Here is a 20,179-nt window from a genome sequence, read left to right as displayed (position 1 = left end):
ACCCTCAGGGACCTGAAGAAGCGGCTGTATGGCCATAAAGCGGGCATTTCAGCGGTAGTTGCGGCCGTGCGGGGGCCCTTCCCGGCCAGCCGGACCGTCCAGCGGAGGGGGAAGCGCGGGTGAGCCAAGCGCTAGCGCCGGACCAGGCCTCGGTGCTCGCCGATCCCGACGAGCGCCGAGGCGGGACCGGGACCCTCCGGTTCGTCCTCACGAAGATCGCCGAAGCGGTCGCCAGCGTGTTTCTCGTGATCGTCCTCGGGTTCTTCCTGTTCCGGCTGCTCCCCGGCGACCCGGTCGCGTTCATGGCGCGCGAGCGGCCCACCGATCCCGGCCAGATCGCCGAGCTGCGCGAACGGCTCGGCATCGACAAGCCCGTCCTCGCGCAGTTCGGGAACTACTTCGCCGGCCTGTTCCAAGGCGACTTCGGCGAGTCCTACATCGAACGCCGCCCGGTGCTGGACATGATCGGCGAACGGCTGTGGCCGACCGTGCTGCTCGTCGGCAGCGCGACCGTCCTGGCTGTCGCGCTCGGGATGTGGCTCGGCATCCGCGCGGCGTGGAAGCGCGACAGCTTCTTCGACCGCGCGCAGACCGGGATCGCGTTGACGTTGTGGTCGGTGCCGCAGTTCTGGCTCGGCCTGCTGCTGCTCGTCGCCACCAACGGCGTGTTCCCCAGCCGCGGCATGCACTCGCCCGACGCGGGGCCCGGCTTCTTCGCCCAGAGCGTCGACGTGCTGCACCACCTGATCCTGCCGTGCCTGACGCTGCTCGCGGTCTTCTACGCGCAGTACATGCTGGTGATGCGCTCGTCGCTGCTCGGCGAGATGAACGCCGACTACCTGACCACCGCCCGCGCGAAAGGCCTGCGCGACGACCTCGTCCGGCGACGGCACGCGGTCCCGAACGCGCTGCTGCCCACCGTGACGCTGATCTTCATGCAGTTCGGCATGGTGGTCGCCGGCGCGGTCACCGTGGAAGCGGTGTTCAGCTGGCCCGGACTCGGCCAGCTCACCTACGACGCGCTGCACGGCCCGGACCTTCCGGTGCTGCAAGGGGTCTTCATCGTCCTCGCCAGCGCCGTCGTCCTGATGAACCTGTTCGCGGAGCTGCTCTACCGCGTGCTCGACCCGAGGGTGCGTACCGCATGACCGCCGGAACGACCGCCGAGAGCGCCCGTGCGATCGCGTGGCGCCGCCGACGCGCCGGAATCGCGCGCACCTGGCACGAGTTCGCGACGCAGAAAGCCGCGCTCGCCGGGCTTCTCCTGCTCGTGCTCACCGTGCTGCTCGCTCTGGCGCTGCCGCTGATCAGCGACCAGAGCGGCCTCGACGTCACCCGCGTCACCGGAAAACCGCTCAGCCCGCCGGATGGCCGATTCTGGCTCGGCACCGACATCGACGGCCGCTCGGTGCTGCTGATGACCTTGTGGGGCACCAGGATCTCGCTGCTCGTCGGGTTCTGCGCGACCGTGCTCAGCGTGTTCATCGGCACCCTGATCGGCATCACCGCCGCGCACTTCGGCGGCTGGGCGTCGGCGATCCTGTTGCGGTTCACCGACTTCTTCCTCGTCCTGCCGTCGCTGGTGCTGGCGATCGCGCTCGCGGCCGTGCTGCCGCAAGGGATCTGGACGATCGTGCTCGCCATCGGCGTCACCGCCTGGCCGAGCACCGCGCGGCTGGTCCGGGCGCAGACCCTCACCATCGAAAGCCGCCCCTACATCGAACGCGCCCGCGCGCTCGGCGGCGGCCACCTGCACGTGATCACCAAACACGTGCTGCCCGGCGTCGCCCCGCTCGTGCTCGCCAACACCACCCTCGTGGTCGGCAACGCGGTCATCGCCGACGCCACCCTCTCGTTCCTCGGCGTCGGCGACCCCACCTCGATCTCCTGGGGCGCGATGCTGGAAACCGCCCTCAACAACGGCGCGGTCACCCGCGGCGCCTGGTGGAACCTGCTCCCGCCGGGCATCGCGATCGTGCTCGTCGTGCTGATGTTCACCCTCGTCGGCCGCGGGCTGGAAACCGTGCTGAACCCGCGGCTCAAAGGACGGCACTCGTGACCGCGCTGCTCGAACTGAAAAACCTCGGCGTCACCTACCGCACCGGCGGCGGCGACGTCCCCGCGGTCCGCGGCGTCGACCTGCGCCTCGACGCGGGCGGCACGCTCGGCGTCGCGGGGGAGTCCGGATCCGGCAAATCCACCGTCGCGATGAGCGTGCTCCGGCTCCTGCCGCGCAGCGCGAAGATCACCGGCGAGATCCTGCTCGACGGCGAGGACGTCAACGACATGCGCTGGGGACGGCTGCGCGCGGTCCGCTGGGCCGAGGCGTCGGTCGTGTTCCAGGGCGCGATGCACGCGCTCAACCCGGTCCGCCGCGTCGGCGAGCAGATCGCCGAACCGATCCGGCTGCACGCGCCCGAGGGCAGAGCGCAGTCCGAAGCACAGGTGCAGGCACGCGTCACCGAACTGCTCGAACAGGTCGACCTGCCGCGCTCGCGGGCGGGCGCCTACCCGCACGAACTGTCCGGCGGGCAGAAACAGCGCGTGATGATCGCGATGGCGCTGGCGTGCGAACCGCGGCTGGTCATCGCCGACGAACCCACCACCGCGCTCGACGTCATCGTGCAGGCCCAGGTGCTGTCGGTGCTGTCGAAACTCGTCGCCGAACGCGGCATCGGGCTGATCATGATCAGCCACGACCTGTCCGTGCTCGCCGCCACCTGCGAACGCATCGCGGTGATGTACGACGGCGAACTCGTCGAGGAGCGGCCCAGCGCCGAGCTGATGTCGTCGCCGCGGCACGAACACAGCAAAGCGCTCGCGGCGGCGTTCCCGACGGTCGGCGACCCGGTCTCGCGCTACGCCCCGGCCACCGCCACGCCGCTGCCGCCGGAACCGGAGGAACGCACCGGCTCCGACGACGCGCCGCTGCTCGCCGCCGAGAACCTGCACGTCACGTTCCGCGACCGCAAGGGCAAGCGGATCCGCGCGGTCAACGGGGTGAATCTGGAGGTCCGGCGGGACGAGATCGTCGCGCTGGTCGGCCAGTCCGGCTCCGGCAAGACCACCCTCGCCCGCACGCTGCTCGGACTGCAGAAACCCGAGTCCGGCACGGTCGGCTACGCGGGCAAACCGGTGCCCTCGTCCGGGGCCGGGCTGCGGGCGTACCGGCGGGAAGTCCAGCTCGTGCTCCAGGACCCGACGAGCGCGCTGAACCCGGCCCACACGGTGTACGAGGCGGTCGCCGAAGGCCCGCGCATCCACGGGCTGCCCCACGAACGCGACATCGTGCTGGGCGCCCTCGAATCCGCCGAACTGCGCCCGCCGGAGAAATACCTCGACCGGCTCCCGCACGAGCTGTCCGGCGGCCAGCGCCAGCGCGTCGTCATCGCCGGAGCCCTCGCGCTCGCACCGTCGCTGCTGCTCGCCGACGAGCCGGTGGCCTCGCTGGACGCGTCCGTGCGCGGCGAAATCCTCGCGCTGCTGCTCCGGCTGCGCCGCAGGCTCGGCCTCTCCGCCCTCGTCATCACCCACGACCTCGGCCTTGCCTGGAACATCGCCGACCGGGTCGCGGTGATGTACCGCGGCGAACTCGTCGAAACAGGTACCGTCGAACAGGTCCTGCTCGACCCGCAGCACGAGTACACGAAGTCGCTGCTCGCGGCGCTCCCCGGGGGCACCGCGCAGCGGACCGCGGCCGACCGCTGACCGCGGCCCGCTCCGGGCGCGCGCCCGGAGCCCGTGCGGGCCCAGCCGACTGCACCCGGTAATCTCCTGGATCGAAATGGCCACTACTATCGACGACGCGCAGCCGAACGCCGGCAGTCTCGACCGGCGGTTCCTGACGCCCGCGCGCTTCCCCTACCGCACCATCGCCATGGGCACGGTCGGAAGCGCCCTCCTCATGCTCGCCGCGCTCGGCGCGGGCGGCATCCTCATCCGCGACCCCGTCCTCGGCCACGGCCCGCTGTCCTGGGTCCGCTACGGCCACGGCCGGGCGCTCGCCAACGCGCTGCTCTGCAGCGGCTTCGGCCTCGTCGTGTGGGCGTGGGTCCGGCTCGGCCGCTACGCGCTCGCCGGGCGCATCGGCAGCAAGCCGATCCTGATCGCCGCGCTGTGCTGGATGGCGCCGCTGATCGTGTCGCCGCCGCTGTTCACCCGCGACGTCTTCTCCTATCTCGGCCAGGGCGCGCAGCTGCTCTACGGGCTCGACCCGTACGCCAACGGCCCCGCCGAGCTGCCCGTGCTGCCGAACGTCGTGCAGAACGTGCACCCGCTGTGGCAGACCACGCCCGCGCCGTACGGGCCGCTGTTCCTGCTGATCTCCAAGGGCATCGTCGCGATCACCCAGGACCACATGATCGCCGGCGTCATCCTCACCCGGCTCGTCCTGCTCGTCGGGCTCGGCATGACGCTGTGGGCGCTGCCGCGGCTCGTCAAGCACCTCGGCGGGAAGCTCCCGGTCGCGCTGTGGGTCGCGGTCGCCAGCCCGATGATGGTCATCCACCTCTTCGGCGGCCCGCACAACGACCTGATGATGCTCGGCTTCCTCACCATCGGGATGCTCGCCGCGCTCGAACGCAAGCACGTCGTCGCGGTCGTGCTCGTCACCGTCGGCATGCTGATCAAGCCGACCGCCGCCGTCGCGCTGCCGTTCATGGTCTGGATGTGGGCCGCGGACATGGCCGGCCCGTCGAAGACGAAGAACTTCTTCAAGGCCGGGGCCGCGGCGGTCGGGCTGTTCCTGCCGGTGTTCGTCGTCGGCACCTGGGTCTCGCTCGGCTCGCTCAACCTCGGCTGGTGGTCCGGTCTCAAGGCCCCGCAGCTCATCACCAACTGGCTGAACTTCCCCAGCGGCATCGGCGAGGCGGTCTACAACCTCGTCCACCTCATCGCCAACGTCCAGCCCTCGCCGTTCGTCACCGTCGCCCGCGCCATCGCGATGGTCGGCCTCGTCGCGTTCGGCGTCCGCCAGTGGTGGCTCGCCCGCGGCGGCGGCAAGGAAGCCGTCTACCGCGCCGCGATCACGCTGCTGGCCGTCGCGATCCTCATGCCGCCGACCCTGCCCTGGTACCTCACCTGGGGCTTCGTGCTGATCTCGGCGTTCCCGTGGGAACGGCGGAACCTGTCGGCGATCGTGGCCATCTCGGTGTTCGTGACGCTCGTGTACTACCCGACGGGGGAGCAGGCGCTCTACGACTGGTGGTTCATCGCGATCGTCGTCGTGGTCAGCCTCTACGCCGCCGCGTCGCTGCTGCGCCCCGACCCGCTCGGCCTCGTCGCGGCCTGGCGGAAGAAGCCGAAGGACGAGGAATTCCTCCCGAAGTCGTCGTGAGTGGTGGCGCCGGTTCTAACCGGCGCCACCACTCACGACCGCTACCTGCGGTCCGAGCGGTAGATGCCCCACTTCGGCCGCACGTAGTCGCCCCGGTCCGGCAGCTTCACCCCGGTCTTGCGCCCCTGTGCGGCGGCGTGCCTGACTCGCGCCCGCGTCGCCCGGGGTGAGCGTCGTCTACGTTTCCCGCAACGGAGCCAGCTTCGCCGCCGCGATCGACGGCGACCCCGGATTCGCGTACGCGCGAGCGGAAATCATCTCCACACCGCCGTCCCGGACCAGACCGAGCGTCAGCCACGGACCGTCGTTCGCCGGATGTGCGTGTCCCGTGCGGGCTCGCCGGGACGAACATCTCGTAGGACCGCTTCCACGTCTCGCCGTCGTGCATCTTCAGCGCGGAATCGTTCTGCACCATGCCCTTCGTCTCGGTCCGCTGCCGATCCCCGCCGCCCGTGGGGTCACGGTCGTCGCGCCAGATGCTGAACCGGTAGTGACTTTCCTCCACCGCCACGTACTTCCCGGCCCGGATGCGGACCTCCGCGATCCGCCTCGAACGCCTTCAACCCGTCCTTCAGCGGAAAACCCGGGGATTCCGGCATCGCGGAGTGTCCTTTCCGAACAGGAACGAAAGGGGCACATATCGACCGGCGGCGCAGTACATCCGATGTCTGGCCGGTCAAAGGCAAGAGTCTTGCCGAACCCGGTCAAGCGTAGGCCCGGACGACCGTCCCGGTGACGTCGCTTTCGACGCAGTTCAGGTAGTGCCGCACCAGTTCGTCCATCGGGACCGGGCGCATCCCCGGGAAATGCTCGCCGAACTCCTCCGCCGAATCGCCGATCATCGTCGGGCTGACCGCGTTGACCCGCATCCCGCGCGGCAGCTCGATCGCCGCCGACAGCACGAAGCTGTGCAGCGCCCCGCTGATCACCCCGCCGCCGGTGACGTGCGGCCACGCCTCGTCGGCGAAAATCCCGGACGTCAGCGTGAACGACGCGCCGTCCGCCGCATGATGCTGTCCTTGAAGGACCAGCTCGACCTGCCCGTAGAACTTGGCCCGCATGTTCTCGTGCAGCTCCGCCGACGTCAGCTTCGCGAACTCGTCCAACGCACCGTGCGCGGCGATGCTGACGACCGCGTCCACCGCACCGGCCTCGCGGTACATCGCCGCGATCGTCTCCGGCTCGGCCAGATCGACGCGCACCTCGCCCGAGGACCGCCCGGCCACGATGACTTCGTGCCCGCGCGACCGCAGTTCCGGCACCAGCCGTCGCCCGATCGTCCCGGCTCCGCCGACCACAAGAATCCTCACCGCACGTTCTCCTTCGTCACAGGTTCGGCAAAGCTCCGGGTCAGCAACGCGAGCGCGTCCGCGTCCGGAGTGCCCGGGAGGGCATAGAACAGGCCGAGCTGCTGATCGTCGTCGGGCAGCGTGACCGTTTCGTTCGCGAGAGTCAGACGTCCGACCACTGGGTGGTCGAGTTCGCGCACGTAGTACGAGCAGGTCCGGACCGGGCGCTTGGCCCACATGCGGGCGAACTCCGGGCTCTCCACAGCCAGCCGCCCGACAAGCTGTTCGAGCACCGGATCGTCCCGGCGCCGCGCGACCGCCTGATGCAGTGCCGCGACGGTGACCGACGCCTTGGCCGCCCAATCCCGGTACAGCGCACGATGATGCGGGTCGAGGAACAGCATCCGCGCGATGTTCGGCCGGGTCCGCTCGTCCGGGGCCTCGAACGCGACGTGCCCGGCCAGCAGCGCGTGCCCGAGCCGGTTCCACGCCAGCACCTCGGCCCGGTGGTCGATCACCACCGCCGGGACCGCGGACATCGCCGCGAGCAGATCCCGCACGGCGGGCCGCAGCTTGGTCCGCCGGGACCGCGGCCGGGCCGCCCGCCGGGGCGCGGCCAGGTTCCGCAGGTGCTCGTGCTCGACCGGATCCAGCCGCAACGCCGCGGCCAGCGCGTCGATCACCGCGTCCGAGGCGCTGCTGCTGGCCCCCTGCTCAAGCCGCGTGTAGTAGCTGGCGCTGACCCCGGCCAGCTCGGCCAGTTCCTCCCGGCGCAGCCCGGGAACCGCCCGCCGGGTCCCGCCGGGCGCGATGCCCGCGACCTCCGGCGTCAACCGCTCGCGGCGGCTGCGCAGGAAACCGCCCAGTTCCTTGCTTCCGTTGCTCACCAGACCATCTTGGCGCGCGACCGGATCCGCCGCCTGCCCCTGACGGGGATACCCCTGGGCGTCAGAACATCTTGCTCAGCACGTCGTGCCAGGCGGTGACGGCCTGTGCGAGCTGCGCGCCGGTTTTGGCGGCTTCGGTCACCGCGCTCAGCGCCAGCTTCGCCCGGCCGCGCTTCTGCTTCTCCCCGGGCTCGGCGGCCGCCTCCGCGATGTCCTTGACGTGGTAGAGGAGTTCCTCTCGCTCGTCGTCGGGCAGCCCGGGATCCTCGCGCACCGCGGCCGAAAGCGCCTCGATCGCCTCGGCGAGCCGGTCGTCCCGCCCGGCGACCGGAGCCAGCACGGTCGTGATGTCCCGGACCCTGCTGTCGAGGATGAAGTTGCTGTGCGTCACGTCGCCGCCGATTTCGATGCGGTGGCCGGACCGCGGCGCGGAATCCCGTTTGTAGTCGGCCATGTTGCCGAGCACCTCCCTCAGATAGTCGAGCGCGATGGTGAGGTAAGCCAGGTAGCCGCGGGCGAGGCTTTCGGCGTCGATCCGGTCGGTGCTCCACTGGGCCACGGCCTCGAAACCCTCAGTGCCCTTGGCCAGCCGCCTGCGGATCTCCTCGGTGAGGAACCCGTCGAGCACCCCGCCGTCGAGCTGCCGGCCGGAACCGAACTGGTCGGGCCACGGCCCGGTGAGCGCCGCCTCCCGCAGCTTCGCCGTGTCCTCGATGAAGCCGCGGAGATCTTGCTCCATCGCCTCGCCCGACACGTGCTCCTTGAACCGGGCTTCGTGGGGCCGGTGCATGAGCGGAAGCAGCTTGGGCCGGGGGAGCGCGGCGAGCCCGTCCGCGACCGCGACGAGCGCGGCGTGCAGGTCGCCGAGAAGGGCCTCCCATTCGCCGGGCGGGAGCGCCGCGATCCCGGAGCCGTCGTCGGCCCGCCCGTAGCGGGTCTGGAGGCTGTCGCGGAATCGCTGGGCCAGCGCGCCGGTGAGCGTCGCCAGCAGGCGCTCGGCTTCCGGATGGATGTCCGACACCAGATTCCGCCGGGCGGCGGCCCATCCGAACATGTCCTTGACCTGACCGACGACTTCGCGGGTCGGGCGGGTACCGGTGCGCTCCGGTCCCCACCAGACGTTGTAACGGCCCTCGTCCTCCTCTTCCTGGAAGTACCGCCCCGCTTCGCACAGCCGCTCGACCGGCGGGCGCAGAACCTTCGCGTGGGCGCGCGCTTCCTCGGAGACGCGGACCGGGAGCGCCGCGATCACCTCGCGGACCGTCCGCCGGGCGCGGTCGGCCCCGGTCACGGCTTCGCGCACCGAGCCGCCCAGCGACAGCTGCACCGGACCCGGGTGCCGGGCGTCGGGCAGCTTGGCCTCCCGGGTCGCCCGCTGCCATTCGGTCGCCCGCGAGTATCGCTCGCCGAGCGTCTTGTCCTTCGCGGACTTGGCATTCGCCGCGACCGTCGTCTTGTTCTTCTCGTACGCTTTCGACGCCAGCCAGAGCCCGCCGCCGATCAGCGCGATCCAGACGACGACGTTGAATCCGCCGGTCACCGCGTGGTCAACGTCGCTGTCGACGGCCGCGGCGATCAGCACCACGACGATCACGACCGCGATCGCGCATCCCAAAACGCCCCCCGCCCGGCCCGCACCGGGAGTGCGACCGCCGTCACAGCATGATGCCACGACCGCCCGGCGCGCGACGACGGCAGCGCGACCCCGAGGGAGAAGCCGGTGCAGGAACACGAACGCCGCGTCTTCGCGCCGGACGGGAAGATCGTGTGCCCCAACGGCGCGGAGATCTCCGGACCGGCCGACATCGCGGACAGCCACGCCCACAGCTTCGCCCGCTTCGAGGCGAGCCAGCACCTGCTCACCGGCCACGACGTCGAGCTCGACGGCGCCCCGGCCGAGGTGCGGGCGAATCTGGTCGCGATCCACCTGGGGAAGGATCGCCCGGTCACCGTGCGGATGGAGGACCGCGCGTCCCCCGCGGACCTGAGCCAGACCGGGCACGGCTGGCGGATCACCGAAGTCCGGCCCCGGATCCTGTGGCGGAGCGGGTACTTCGGGGAGTTGGCGCAGACTCGCTGACCTGTCGGACGCGTCAGCGCTTCAGCGCCCGGTACCGATTGATCAGCGCGGCGACCAGATCATCCGGCCGGAGCTGGAACGGCTCGCCCCGCCAGCGGCGGGAACGGTTGCCCCGGATCTGGCACGCCCCGGCCGCGTAGCGCCGTTTCGCCATCGTCAATCCCGGTCGAACGCGGCGGTGAAGGTCGGGGCCAGCCGCTTCAGTTCGGCTTGCTGTTCCTCGGCGGTCGCGAGCCAGCCCGCGGCGGTGAGCGCGAGCACGCGGTCGCCGTGCGCGAGCACCAGGACGCACCCGGCCACTCGCGCGTTGAACTGACCGCAGAAACCAAGGTGCGGGTCGGTGACCCCGGGGAGCGAAAACCGCGACTTCACCGCGAGTCGCCGCTCCTCGACCACCGCCACCCCGCAGTTCAGCGCGGCACGGAGGCCGGAGACGACCTGTTCGCCGGAGAAACCCCGGTACTCGGCGAGCAGTTGCCCGATCTCCATCTGGTCGGTCACGGACACCGCCTGCGCCCCGTTCCGCGCGGCGGAATCCCACGGCTGGTCCGCGCCGCACGCCCGCACGATGCGCGGCCGAGCGCCGGGGCTGACGGCCAAGGGCGACGGTTTCCGCTGGCTGCGGACCCGGGCCGCGGATAATTGCGCTTCGCTCGGCAGATACTTCGTGAGGTCTTTCGCGACCGGGGCGGCCGAAGCCGGCACCGGCGCCGAACTGACCGCGGAACTGGATGGCGGGCCCGCAGTCGGAGCCGCTTCCGGCGGCTCCGCGGCGCACCCCGCGAGAAGCAGGACAAGACCGGTCACCGCGAGCGATACACGCATAATCCTCCCCATTACGGGAGAAAAATCGCCGGACTCCGGTCCAGCGTTACGCACCCGCCCAACCCCGCCAGGTCCGCACCTCCGTGACCACCACCGCGTGCTCCGGCGGCCGCTCGGCGTACTGCGGATATTTCGAGGCCAACCACCCGGCATACGAGTCCCGCGACGCCTCGGCGACCACTCGCGCCACCCCGTCCGCGCGGGCCCACCACAACCGCGACCAGTCCTCGTCGTACTGGTCGACCAGGAACGACACCGCCGGGTTCTCCGCGATATTCGCCAGCCGCCGCAACGACGTCGTGGTCTTCGGCTTGTGGTCGACCGCGAAGACGACCGTGTCCTCGCGCACCGCGAAGGTCACCGGCACCAGGTGCGGGACCCCGCGAGCGTCCGCTGTGGCCAGCCGGGCCACCCGCGCCACCGCGAACCGGGCCCGGGTTTCCGCAGCGGACAGTCGCATACGGGCTCAGTCCAGCGCGGGGGAGTCGAGGGTCAGCGTGCCCAGTTCGGTGTCGAGCGAGGCCGAAACCCCGAGCGGCAGCGTCGGCGACCCCGCCACGTGCCCGAAACCGAACCCGCTCAGCACCGGGACCCCGAGCGGCGACAACCGTTCCGCCAGCAGTTCACGGACCTCCGCCGGGTCGCCGCACGCCGCCCACGAACCCAGCACCACCCCGCGCACGCCGTCGAACCAGCCGGAGCGCAGCAGCTGCGTCACCATCCGGTCGATCCGGTACGGGCTCTCGGTGACGTCCTCCAGCAACACGATCCCGCCGCGCGCGGACCCCTGCTCAGCCGTGCCGACACCGGACGCGAGCAGCGACAGGTTGCCGCCTACCAGCACGCCCAGCGCACGGCCGGGCACCACCACGTCCGGCTCCCGCGCCCGCAGGACCCGAGCGTGGTCCGGCTCGAACAACGTCCGCCGCAGGTGTTCCGCCGCGGGTTCGTCGAACAGCACGCTCGCGGGCATCGGCGAAAGCAGCGTCGCGAGGTCCAGATGCGTGTGCACGGCCCGGTGCAGCGCGGTCGCATCGCTCGACCCGGCCAGCGCCTTCGGACCGGCGGCCCGCAACGCCGCCCAATCCACCAGGTCGATCATCCGCTGCGTCCCGTAGCCGCCGCGCGCCGCCAGCACGCACCGGACCTCCGGGTCCAGCCAGGCCTCGGCGAACTCCGCCGCCCGCGCCTGGTCCGGCGCCGACAGGTAGGACTGCCCCGAAGCCCGCACTCCCGCGCCGACCCGCACCTTCACGCCCCAGCCGCTCAGCACCGGCAACGCGGCGTCCAGCAGGTCCTGCGGCACCGGCCCGGACGGCGCGACGAGCGCGACGGTGTCCCCGGCGGAGAGCCTGGCGGGCCTCACCGGGACAGCTCCAGCCGCGGCACGTCCGGCGTCTCGAAGCCGAACACCTGGCCGTAGAAGGAAAGTTCCGCCTCCAGCGCGGCGACGATCGTCTCCGCCTTCCGGAACCCGTGCTGCTCGCCCTCGAACCGCAGGTACGCGTGCGGGATCCCGCTGCCGTCGATTTCGGAGACGAACCGGTCCGCCTGCTCCGGCGGGCAGATCTCGTCCTCCAGGCCCTGGAGGAACAGCACCGGCCCGGCCAGCGCGCCCACGTGCGTCATCGGCGAGCGCTCCCGGTACCGGTCAGCGGCCTCCGGATCCGGGCCGACCATGCTGACCAGGTACTGCGACTCGAAGTCGTGCGTCTCGCCGCCCTCGCCGGTCCAGCCCGCGAAGTCGAGGATCGGGAACTTCACCGTCGCCGCCGCGTAGGTGCGGGTCGTCGTGATCGACGCGGCCGAGGTGAACCCGCCCGCGCTGCCGCCCCGGATGCCCAGCCGCGCCCGGTCGGCGATCCCTTCCGCGACCAGCGCTTCGGCGACCGCCGCGCAGTCGCGCACGTCCACCACGCCCCACTGCTCCCGCAGCCGCTCGCGGAACGCCCGCCCGTATCCGGTGGAGCCGCCGTAGTTCACCGCGACGACGCCGATGCCGCGGCTGGTGAAGTACGCGAAGTCCAGGTCGAGCGATTCGTCGCTGTGCCCGGTCGGCCCGCCGTGCACATGCACCAGGTACGGCGGCAGTTCGCCTTCCGGCGCGGCGAAGTCCGGGTTCGCCGGAGGGAACACGTACGCCGGGATCTCCGCACCGTCCGGTCCGGTGAACACGCGCTCGTGCGGCACCGGCAGGTACTGCGCGGGCGGCAGCGAGGCCGGCTGCGGAGTGCGGGCGCGCCACTTCCCGGTGTCCGGGTCCAGCACCACGACCGCGCTCTCGTGCCGGGGCCCGCCCGCGATCCCGGCGATCCCGTCCGGCGTCGCGGCCAGCCCGCTCGACGACCACACGGTCAGCTCGGTGTCGACGCGCGTCACCGAACCGTCGCGCTCGTCGAGAATCGCCAGCTTCCCGGAGTCGAGGACCGCGTGCTTCCCGCCGCCCAGCGGAGCGAACCAGCTGGTGCCGAGCTTCCACATCGGCCCGCCCAGTTCGCGTTCCGCCGGCGCGAGATTGACGGCCGAACCGTCGAGCCCGACCCGGTGCAGGTTCCACCAGCCGTCCGGGTCGGCGAGCACGAGCAGCTGATCGGCGGACTCCCACGCCACCTGGCACACCGCGACCTTCGGCCCGCCCGCCAGCACGCGCGCGTTCCCGAACGACCCGTCGGCCGCCACCGGCGCGACGAACAGCTCGGTCCCGTCCCACGGCATCGCCGGGTGGTCCCAGGCGATCCACGCGGCGTGCGCGCCGTCCGGCGACAGCTGCGGCGCGGTGAAGAAGCGGTGCCCTTCCGCGAGCACTCGTTCGGGGGAGCCGTCCAGCGGGATCGCGACCAGCTCGCGGGAGATGTCGGTGCGCCGAGGCCCGGTGCTGCGCTCGCGGACCGCCCACACCTCGCCCTCGCGGCCGGGCCGGAGGTCGCCGTACCGGACGCCCTGCGGCGTGGCCGGTTCCGGGGTCAGCGGGGTGACTTCGCCGCCTGTGCCGGTCTTGAGGGCATACACCCGCTGATCGGCCCAATGCGTGAACACCACGACGCCGCCGACCGCGAGCCACGGCCGTCCGCCGTACTCGTGCACCCGGTTCCGGACGTTCCACGGCGCGGGCAGCACGTCCTCGACACCGCCGTCGGGAAGCGCGCGCACGAGCGCGACCCGACCGCCCTCGGCAGGTCGCGCCTCCGCCCACCAGAGCGCGCCGTCGACCGCGGCGAGCCATTGCGCGCCGCCGCCTGCGGCCGCGGCGTCCGCGGCGGTGACGGGAGAGGTCCAGGTTCCATGAGGAGAGATGCGAGGCACCCGGAAAGCGTAACGAGGATCCGCTGCGTGTCCGGATCCGCACGCACCGCGCAGGAATCGCGCGCGAAGGTCCCTCAACCCGGGGCGGCGGATGCCGATCATGCGTGCGTGGCCTAGGGTCGAAGACGCTATGTCACGCGTAATCCACGTCTTCCGCAAGCCCGACCGGTTCGTGGCCGGCACGGTCGGCGAGCCCGGCGACCGCACCTTCTACCTCCAGGCGACGGAGGACGTGCGGACGATCAGCGTCACGATCGAAAAACAGCAGGTCGTCGTCCTCGCGGAGCGGCTCGGGTCGCTCCTGGAGGAGGTCGCCAGCCGGTTCGGGGCCGACGTGCCCAGCCACGCCCCCGACGACGAGGTCGACACGGACCCGCTCACGGTGCCGGTCGAGGAGGAGTTCCGGGTCGGCACGATGGGGCTCGGCTGGGACGCCGACTCCGGAGCGGTCGTCGTGGAGCTGCTCGCGATCACCGAGGGCGAAATCGACGAGACCGTCGTGCTCGACGACACCGAGGAAGGCCCGGACGCGGTCCGCGTGTTCCTCACCCCGGTCGCCGCCCGCGCCTTCGCCGAGCGCGCCGACCGCGTCGTGAACGCCGGCCGCAAGCCGTGCCCGCTGTGCGGCGAACCGCTCGACCCGGCCGGGCACATCTGCCCGCGGCAGAACGGGTACCGGCGCGACGTCGACGTGACCGAGGACTGAGGGCGGCCGTGGCGACCACCGCGCCAGGGCCCGCCGACCCCGCCGCCCGCGATTTCGTCTCCCGCGGCCGCATCGACGTCGAGGGCAGGCTGGTCGACGCCTCCAACGTGACGCTGTTCTGCGCGATCGAACTCGACGGCGTCACCGGCCGCGTCGTGTACAAGCCGGTGTCGGGGGAGCGGCCGCTGTGGGACTTCCCGGACGGCACCCTCGCCGGGCGCGAGGTCGCCACCGCGATGATCTCCGACGCCTGCGGCCTCGGCGCGATCCCGCCGACCGTGCTGCGCGACGGCCCGTTCGGGCCCGGCATGGTGCAGCTGTGGGTCGAGACCGACGAGGAAACCGAAGTGGTCGACGTCTGCGCGCCGGAAGAAGTGCCCGAGGGCTGGCGCACCGTACTGCACGCGCACGACCGGCTCGGCGAACCGGCGGTGCTCGTCCACGCCGACCACCCGGACCTGCGCGAACTGGCGGTCCTCGACATCGTCGTCAACAACACCGACCGCAAGGGCGGGCACCTGCTGGCCGGGACCGACGGCCGCGTCTACGGCGTGGACCACGGCATCTGCCTGCACACCGACCCGAAGCTGCGCACCGTGCTGTGGGGCTGGATCGGCGAGGACCTGCCCTCCGACGCCGTCGAGAAACTGCGGAAGCTCCGCGCGGACCTCGACGGCCGCCTCGGCGCGGAACTCGGCGAGCACCTGACCGCCTTCGAGATCCGGGCGCTCTCGCAGCGCACCGACTACCTGCTCGCCGAGGCGGTGTTCCCCGAGCCCGGCGACGACTGGCGCGCGATCCCCTGGCCGCTGTTCTGATGGCGGCCCTGATGGACGCCGCCGCCCGCGCCCGCCTCGTCAACCGGTTCGGTCCGGCCGCCGAAGCCTGGTGCGACGCGCTGCCCGCGCTCGTCGACCGGCTCTGCGGTCATTGGGGCCTCACCGTGTCCGAGGCCCGGCCCGGCAACACCGGCCGCACCCTGCTCTGCCGCGACGGCGAGGGCGTGCTGAAGGTGCTCAAGCTCTGCCCGGACCGCGCGATCGCGACCGCCGAGGCGACTGCTTTGGGCTCCTGGGCCGGGCTGTCGCGGGTCGTGCAGATCCTCGACGCCGACCTCGACCACGGCGCCGTGCTGCTCGAAGGACTCGAACCCGGAGACACGTTCACCGAACGCGGCGCCGACGTTCCCTGGGACCAGATCGGCGAACTGCTCGCCGACGTCCACGGCGTCCCCGCCGCCGGGCCGTTCCCGACCCAGCTCGAACGCGTCCGGTTCATGTTCGGCCTCGCCGAGCAACACCTCGCCGGGTCCCCGGCCGAAGCGCACCTGCCGCGGCAAACGCTGCGCATCGGCCTCGCCCGCGCCGAGAAACTGGCCGCCAGCGGCCCGATCGCGCTCGTGCACGGCGATCTGCATCCCGGCAACGTCCTGGACGCCGGACGGGAACGCGGAGCGGTCGCGATCGACCCGCGGCCGTGCGTCGGCGACCCGGCCTTCGACGCGGTCGACTGGGCGGTGCTGCCGATGGCCGACGGCGCCGCGGTCGAGGAGGGGATCGCCAACCTCCCGCACCTCGACGGCGACCGGGTCCGCGCGTGGTGCGTCGCGCTCGCCCCGCTGGTCGCGATGGGCCCGCTCCGCCGCGGCGGACCGACGCCGTTCACGGACGCGGTGCTGCGGATGGCAGGCTGAGCCGGAACGGGCCGTCGAGGAACAGAGCCCGAAGACCAGGGGATGGCCGTGTCGAGCCCACCGGCTAACCCCGAGCGACCTCGGCGGTGTGCGCGGGGGTGTAGCGCTCGCCCCGCACCTGGTCGCTCAGCGGCTCCAGCGCGGCCAGTGCCTCGGCGTCCAGGGCGAGTTCCAGCGCGGCCGCGTTCTGCTCCAGCCGGACCGGGCTGCGGGTGCCCGGAATCGCCGCCACCGCCACGCCGAGCCGCTCGGCCTGGGCGTACACCCAGGCCAGCGCCACCTGAGCGGGGGTGGTGCCCAGCCGGTCGGCCACCTCGCGCACGGTCCGCGCGATCTTCTCGTTGGCTTCGCCCGCGTCGCCGGCGAAGCGGGGATTGGTGCGCCGGAAGTCCTTCTCGCCCAGCGCGGAGCGGTCCAGTGCACCGGTCAGGAACCCCCGCCCCAGCGGCGAGTAGGGCACCAGCCCGACCCCCAGCTCGGCCATCACCGGGGTGAGCGCCTCGACGTCGCGCGTCCACAGCGAGTACTCGCTCTGCACTGCGGCGATCGGGTGCACCGCGTGCGCCCGGCGCAGCAGGTCGCCGTCGACCTCGGAAAGGCCCAGATGCCGGACCTTGCCCGCCTCGACCAGTTCGGCCATCGCCCCGACGGTCTCCTCGATCTCCACGTCCTGGGGCGGACGGTGGGCGTAGTACAGGTCGATCACGTCGACGCCCAGCCGCAGCAGCGAGGCGTCGCAGGAGCGCAGCACGTAGTCGCGGGCACCGCGGATGCGCCGCGCCCGGTCGCCGGCGCTGCGGTCGATGCCGAACTTCGTGGCCAGCTGCACCTGGTCCCGGCGGCCGTGGACGGCCCGGCCCACCAGCACCTCGTTGTGCCCGGCGCCGTAGGCGTCGGCGGTGTCCAGGAACGTGACGCCCAGCTCCAGGGCCCGGTCGATGGTGGCCATGCCGCCGTCCCAGTCGGCGGCGCCGTAGCTCTCGCTCATCCCCATGCACCCCAAGCCCATCGCGCTGACGGGAAGGCCGGACGAGCCGAGCGTGGTTCGGGTGATCATGCGCGGACACTCCTCCTGCCCGGCGGACCGGGCGGCACCTCGACGGCTGACGAACGCCGACGCTAGGACCTGGAGCGCGCTCCACGTCAAGCCGGAGGATCAGCCCCGGCGTGGCGGCGGGACGCCCCGGCGCTGCGCCGATAACGTGCCCGACCGTGCGCTATCACGACGTGCTGTCCGGCCCCCGCAAGCGGAAGGTGCCGGAGGTCCCGGCCGAACCAGGGCTCGTGGTCGAAGACCCGGCCAGCGGTTACTGCGGCGCGGTGGTGAAGATCGAATACGGCAACGTCGTCCTCGAAGACGCCAAGGGCCGCCACCGGGTGTTCCCGCTCGCGCCCGCCGCGTTCCTGCTGGAAGGCAAACCGGTCACGCTCGTGCCGGTCAGGAAGGCCGCCGCCCCCGCTCGGCAGGTGTCGGCGTCCGGCTCGGTCCGGGTGCGGGGCCTGCAGGCCAGGGTCGCGCGCGACTCCCGGATCTGGGTCGAGGGCAAGCACGACGCGGAACTGGTCGAACGCGTCTGGGGACACGACCTGCGCGTCGAGGGCGTCGTCGTGGAACCGCTCGACGGCGTCGACGTGCTCGCCGACCGGATCGCCGAATTCGGCACCGGACCCGGCCGCAGGCTCGGCGTCCTCGTCGACCACCTCGTCGCGGGCAGCAAGGAGTCCCGGCTGGTCGAGCAGATCCGCGACGAGCAGGTGCTCGTCACCGGCCACCCCTACATCGACGTCTGGCAGGCGGTGAAACCCGCGTCGGTCGGCATCCGCGCCTGGCCGGAGATCCCGCGCGGCGTCGAGTGGAAGACCGGCATCTGCGACGCGCTCGGCTGGGGCGAACCGTACGAGGGGTGGCAGCGCGTCCTCGCCGGGGTGCGCAGCTTCCGCGATCTCGAAACGCCGCTGATCGGGGCGGTGGAACGGCTCATCGACTTCGTGACCGAACCGGGCACCGCCCCCAGTGACGCTCCGTAGTGTCCGGTATGCCGGAAAGATCCAAGGTCACGCGTCGATCACGTCAGGTAGCTTGCCCGGTGCGAAGCGATGCGATCTGAGAGCATGAGGGCATGGCAGCGGCTCTGATCTGGCTGATTCTCGGCATCGTCCTGATGATCGCGGAGGTGATCTCCGGGGACTTCGTGCTGATCATGCTCGGCATCGGAGCGTTGCTCGGAGCCGGCTCGGAAGCGCTGACCGGCAACGTCTACATCGACCTCGCCGTGTTCGCGGTCAGCTCGGTCGGGCTGATCGCACTGGCCCGCCCGGCGCTCAAACGCCGCTTCCTCGCCGGGTCGGGCGTTCCCACGGGCATCGACGCGCTGGTCGGATCCCGGGCCGTCGTGGTGTCCACTGTGGACTACGATGCCGGCCAGGTGAAAATCGGCGGCGAGGTGTGGTCGGCGCGCGCCGTGCACGAATCCCAGCCGCCGATCGCCCCGGGCACCAGCGTCACGGTCGTCGAGATCTCCGGCGCCACGGCGGTGGTGGACATCGTGTCGTGAGGCGCCGTCCGAGGAAAAACGGTACTAGGTAAGGGGAAACGCTCTTGTCGACAATAGCGATCGTCGTGGTCGCGCTGCTGGCTCTGTTCGTCATCATCACCGTGGTCAAGGCGATCATGGTGGTGCCACAGGCCCAGTCGGCGGTGATCGAGCGGCTCGGCCGGTTCCGCACGGTCGCTTCGCCCGGCCTGACCTTCCTCGTGCCGTTCCTGGACAAGGTGCGCGCGCGGATCGACCTGCGCGAGCAGGTCGTCTCGTTCCCGCCGCAGCCGGTGATCACCGAGGACAACCTGACGGTGAACATCGACACCGTCGTGTACTTCCAGGTCACCGACTCGCGCGCCGCGGTCTACGAGATCTCGAACTACATCATCGGCGTCGAGCAGCTCACCACCACCACGCTCCGCAACGTGGTCGGCGGCATGAGCCTGGAAGAAACGCTGACCTCCCGCGACGCGATCAACAGCCAGCTGCGCGGCGTGCTCGACGAGGCCACCGGCCGCTGGGGCATCCGCGTCGCCCGCGTCGAGCTGAAGGCGATCGAGCCGCCGCCCTCCATCCAGGACTCGATGGAGAAGCAGATGCGCGCCGACCGGGAGAAGCGCGCGATGATCCTCACCGCCGAAGGCCAGCGGGAATCGTCGATCAAGACGGCCGAAGGCCAGAAGCAGAGCCAGATCCTCGCCGCGGAAGGCCAGAAACAGGCCGCGATCCTCGCCGCCGAAGCGGAACGGCAGTCGCGGATCCTGCGCGCGCAGGGTGAACGGGCCGCCCGCTACCTCCAGGCACAGGGCCAGGCGAAGGCGATCGAGAAGGTGTTCGCCGCGATCAAGGCCGGCCGGCCGACGCCGGAGGTCCTCGCCTACCAGTACCTGCAGACGCTGCCGCAGATGGCGCAGGGCGACGCCAACAAGGTCTGGATGATTCCCAGCGACTACGGCAAGGCCCTCGAAGGGTTCGCCCGGGCGCTGGGTGCTCCCGGAGACGACGGCGTGTTCCGGTACGAGCCGCCGCAGGACGACAGCCCGGCCAAGCCGGATCTCGAGGACGAGGAGGTCGCCAGCTGGTTCGACACCAGCAGCGACCCGAAGGTCGCCGAGGCGGTCGCGGCCGCGGAAGCGGTGGCGCGCAAGGAAGTCGAGGGCCCGTTGGGGGCTTCCTCCGGCGAGTCCCGGCGGGCGATCGGCGGGGCTCCGGCGAAACCCGAGGCTCCCGCGCCCGAGCGGGAAGAGGAACCGCCCGCACCGCCGGAGCGGCCGCAGCCCAGTGCACCGCCGCCCGCTCAGCAGCAGCAACAGCAACAGCAGTCGCTCCCGCAGCCGCCGGCCGGGCCGCCGCCGGGCGGGCCTTACCAGGGGCCGCCGCCGCAGCAGTTCGGCGGCCCGCAGGGGCCTGGGCCGGGAAGCGGGCCGTTCCCGCAGCAAGGGCCGTTCGGCGGGCCGCAGGGCGGGCCGCCGCCGCAGCGCTGATTGCGTGACACAAAGGGGCTGCCACTCCGATTTTCGG

Annotated in this window: 20 protein-coding genes; 11 read left to right on the top strand and 9 right to left on the bottom strand. The window is 71.7% G+C overall.

The features are described 5' to 3' along the window. Positions 1 to 119 precede the first annotated feature (119 nt). The 4 genes from BM362_RS26505 to mptB all read left to right on the top strand — a co-directional run bounded on the left by BM362_RS26505 (position 120) and on the right by mptB (position 5,335). On the top strand, positions 120 to 1,148 hold the full coding sequence (locus tag BM362_RS26505; RefSeq protein ID WP_093574973.1) for an ABC transporter permease: 1,029 nt from the start codon (positions 120 to 122) through the stop codon (positions 1,146 to 1,148). Beyond that, the gene (locus tag BM362_RS26500; RefSeq protein WP_093574972.1) at positions 1,145 to 2,059 is read left to right on the top strand and encodes an ABC transporter permease; all 915 of its coding nucleotides are present in this window, start codon (positions 1,145 to 1,147) and stop codon (positions 2,057 to 2,059) included. Before BM362_RS26505 ends, BM362_RS26500 begins: the two co-directional genes overlap by 4 nt. Beyond that, complete coding sequence (gene nikE, locus BM362_RS26495) at positions 2,056 to 3,708, top strand: nickel ABC transporter ATP-binding protein NikE (RefSeq protein ID WP_093574971.1); 1,653 nt, start codon at positions 2,056 to 2,058, stop codon at positions 3,706 to 3,708. Before BM362_RS26500 ends, nikE begins: the two co-directional genes overlap by 4 nt. 76 nt (positions 3,709 to 3,784) lie before the next feature. Continuing rightward, on the top strand, positions 3,785 to 5,335 hold the full coding sequence (gene mptB / locus BM362_RS26490; protein ID WP_093574970.1) for a polyprenol phosphomannose-dependent alpha 1,6 mannosyltransferase MptB: 1,551 nt from the start codon (positions 3,785 to 3,787) through the stop codon (positions 5,333 to 5,335). A gap of 704 nt (positions 5,336 to 6,039) precedes the next feature. Here mptB and BM362_RS26480 read toward each other — a convergent pair. The 3 genes from BM362_RS26480 to BM362_RS26470 all read right to left on the bottom strand — a co-directional run bounded on the left by BM362_RS26480 (position 6,040) and on the right by BM362_RS26470 (position 9,105). Next, positions 6,040 to 6,645, bottom strand: a complete 606-nt coding sequence (locus BM362_RS26480) for a short chain dehydrogenase (protein ID WP_067588773.1) — start codon at positions 6,643 to 6,645, stop codon at positions 6,040 to 6,042. Further along, entirely contained in the window at positions 6,642 to 7,511 is an 870-nt protein-coding gene (locus BM362_RS26475) for a helix-turn-helix transcriptional regulator (protein ID WP_093574969.1), read from the bottom strand. Before BM362_RS26475 ends, BM362_RS26480 begins: the two co-directional genes overlap by 4 nt. Before the next feature lie 61 nt (positions 7,512 to 7,572). Next, the gene (locus tag BM362_RS26470) at positions 7,573 to 9,105 is read right to left on the bottom strand and encodes a hypothetical protein (protein WP_143132491.1); all 1,533 of its coding nucleotides are present in this window, start codon (positions 9,103 to 9,105) and stop codon (positions 7,573 to 7,575) included. A gap of 126 nt (positions 9,106 to 9,231) precedes the next feature. Here BM362_RS26470 and BM362_RS26465 point away from each other — a divergent pair, with 126 nt between their 5' ends. Then, entirely contained in the window at positions 9,232 to 9,591 is a 360-nt protein-coding gene (locus BM362_RS26465) for a nuclear transport factor 2 family protein (RefSeq protein ID WP_093574967.1), read from the top strand. A 13-nt stretch (positions 9,592 to 9,604) separates the two neighbouring features. On the opposite strand, the gene BM362_RS47630 is transcribed toward BM362_RS26465, so the two are convergent. From BM362_RS47630 to BM362_RS26445, 5 genes are read right to left on the bottom strand one after another with little or no spacing between them, the layout of a single operon-like run. Continuing rightward, the gene (locus BM362_RS47630; protein ID WP_157905055.1) at positions 9,605 to 9,745 is read right to left on the bottom strand and encodes a hypothetical protein; all 141 of its coding nucleotides are present in this window, start codon (positions 9,743 to 9,745) and stop codon (positions 9,605 to 9,607) included. A 2-nt stretch (positions 9,746 to 9,747) separates the two neighbouring features. After that, the gene (locus tag BM362_RS26460; protein WP_143132490.1) at positions 9,748 to 10,416 is read right to left on the bottom strand and encodes a hypothetical protein; all 669 of its coding nucleotides are present in this window, start codon (positions 10,414 to 10,416) and stop codon (positions 9,748 to 9,750) included. A gap of 46 nt (positions 10,417 to 10,462) precedes the next feature. Continuing rightward, positions 10,463 to 10,876: a TIGR03668 family PPOX class F420-dependent oxidoreductase gene (locus BM362_RS26455; RefSeq protein WP_093574965.1), complete on the bottom strand. Its 414-nt coding sequence runs from the start codon at positions 10,874 to 10,876 to the stop codon at positions 10,463 to 10,465. A gap of 6 nt (positions 10,877 to 10,882) precedes the next feature. Then, positions 10,883 to 11,782 carry a S66 peptidase family protein gene (locus tag BM362_RS26450; RefSeq protein WP_067588757.1) on the bottom strand — a complete coding sequence of 300 codons (900 nt, stop codon included), beginning with the start codon at positions 11,780 to 11,782 and terminating at the stop codon, positions 10,883 to 10,885. Continuing rightward, on the bottom strand, positions 11,779 to 13,719 hold the full coding sequence (locus BM362_RS26445) for a prolyl oligopeptidase family serine peptidase (RefSeq protein WP_067588755.1): 1,941 nt from the start codon (positions 13,717 to 13,719) through the stop codon (positions 11,779 to 11,781). Before BM362_RS26445 ends, BM362_RS26450 begins: the two co-directional genes overlap by 4 nt. Positions 13,720 to 13,849: 130 nt before the next feature. On the opposite strand from BM362_RS26445, the gene BM362_RS26440 reads away from it, so the two are divergent. Genes BM362_RS26440 through BM362_RS26430 form a run of 3 tightly spaced genes read left to right on the top strand, consistent with a single transcriptional unit; the run spans position 13,850 to position 16,118 of the window. Further along, positions 13,850 to 14,425: a DUF3090 domain-containing protein gene (locus BM362_RS26440; protein ID WP_037805986.1), complete on the top strand. Its 576-nt coding sequence runs from the start codon at positions 13,850 to 13,852 to the stop codon at positions 14,423 to 14,425. An 8-nt stretch (positions 14,426 to 14,433) separates the two neighbouring features. Then, a complete protein-coding gene (locus tag BM362_RS26435) occupies positions 14,434 to 15,243 on the top strand; it encodes an SCO1664 family protein (RefSeq protein ID WP_067588753.1) in 810 nt (269 codons plus the stop codon). Then, positions 15,243 to 16,118: a phosphotransferase gene (locus tag BM362_RS26430; protein ID WP_093574964.1), complete on the top strand. Its 876-nt coding sequence runs from the start codon at positions 15,243 to 15,245 to the stop codon at positions 16,116 to 16,118. Before BM362_RS26435 ends, BM362_RS26430 begins: the two co-directional genes overlap by 1 nt. Positions 16,119 to 16,182: 64 nt before the next feature. Here BM362_RS26430 and BM362_RS26425 read toward each other — a convergent pair whose 3' ends face one another. Beyond that, complete coding sequence (locus tag BM362_RS26425; protein ID WP_093574963.1) at positions 16,183 to 17,175, bottom strand: aldo/keto reductase; 993 nt, start codon at positions 17,173 to 17,175, stop codon at positions 16,183 to 16,185. Between the two features lie 155 nt (positions 17,176 to 17,330). Here BM362_RS26425 and BM362_RS26420 point away from each other — a divergent pair, with 155 nt between their 5' ends. The 3 genes from BM362_RS26420 (at position 17,331) to BM362_RS26410 (ending at position 20,142) form a co-directional block, all read left to right on the top strand. Next, a complete protein-coding gene (locus BM362_RS26420; protein ID WP_093574962.1) occupies positions 17,331 to 18,146 on the top strand; it encodes a DUF3097 domain-containing protein in 816 nt (271 codons plus the stop codon). A 92-nt stretch (positions 18,147 to 18,238) separates the two neighbouring features. Next, positions 18,239 to 18,673, top strand: coding sequence for an NfeD family protein (locus tag BM362_RS26415; protein WP_067588746.1), 435 nt, complete (start codon positions 18,239 to 18,241; stop codon positions 18,671 to 18,673). Between the two features lie 53 nt (positions 18,674 to 18,726). Beyond that, positions 18,727 to 20,142 (top strand): SPFH domain-containing protein, encoded by a 1,416-nt coding sequence (locus tag BM362_RS26410; RefSeq protein ID WP_093575108.1) that lies wholly within the window; start codon positions 18,727 to 18,729, stop codon positions 20,140 to 20,142. Positions 20,143 to 20,179 lie beyond the last annotated feature (37 nt).

The organism is Amycolatopsis rubida (assembly GCF_900115345.1).
GTDB lineage: Bacteria > Actinomycetota > Actinomycetes > Mycobacteriales > Pseudonocardiaceae > Amycolatopsis > Amycolatopsis rubida.
Note: the sequence above shows the minus strand (reverse complement) of the source record. Positions and strands in the feature narration are given on the sequence as shown.

What these genes read in the sequence shown, in the direction of transcription:
- BM362_RS26425 (WP_093574963.1), bottom strand. Translation starts at nt 17,175, where the DNA reads ATGATCACCCGAACCACGCTCGGCTCGTCCGGCCTTCCCGTCAGCGCG.
- BM362_RS26500 (WP_093574972.1), top strand. Translation starts at nt 1,145, where the DNA reads ATGACCGCCGGAACGACCGCCGAGAGCGCCCGTGCGATCGCGTGGCGC.
- BM362_RS26460 (WP_143132490.1), bottom strand. Translation starts at nt 10,416, where the DNA reads ATGCGTGTATCGCTCGCGGTGACCGGTCTTGTCCTGCTTCTCGCGGGG.
- BM362_RS26415 (WP_067588746.1), top strand. Translation starts at nt 18,239, where the DNA reads ATGGCAGCGGCTCTGATCTGGCTGATTCTCGGCATCGTCCTGATGATC.
- BM362_RS26455 (WP_093574965.1), bottom strand. Translation starts at nt 10,876, where the DNA reads ATGCGACTGTCCGCTGCGGAAACCCGGGCCCGGTTCGCGGTGGCGCGG.
- BM362_RS26440 (WP_037805986.1), top strand. Translation starts at nt 13,850, where the DNA reads ATGTCACGCGTAATCCACGTCTTCCGCAAGCCCGACCGGTTCGTGGCC.
- BM362_RS26430 (WP_093574964.1), top strand. Translation starts at nt 15,243, where the DNA reads ATGGCGGCCCTGATGGACGCCGCCGCCCGCGCCCGCCTCGTCAACCGG.
- BM362_RS47630 (WP_157905055.1), bottom strand. Translation starts at nt 9,745, where the DNA reads ATGGCGAAACGGCGCTACGCGGCCGGGGCGTGCCAGATCCGGGGCAAC.
- mptB (WP_093574970.1), top strand. Translation starts at nt 3,785, where the DNA reads ATGGCCACTACTATCGACGACGCGCAGCCGAACGCCGGCAGTCTCGAC.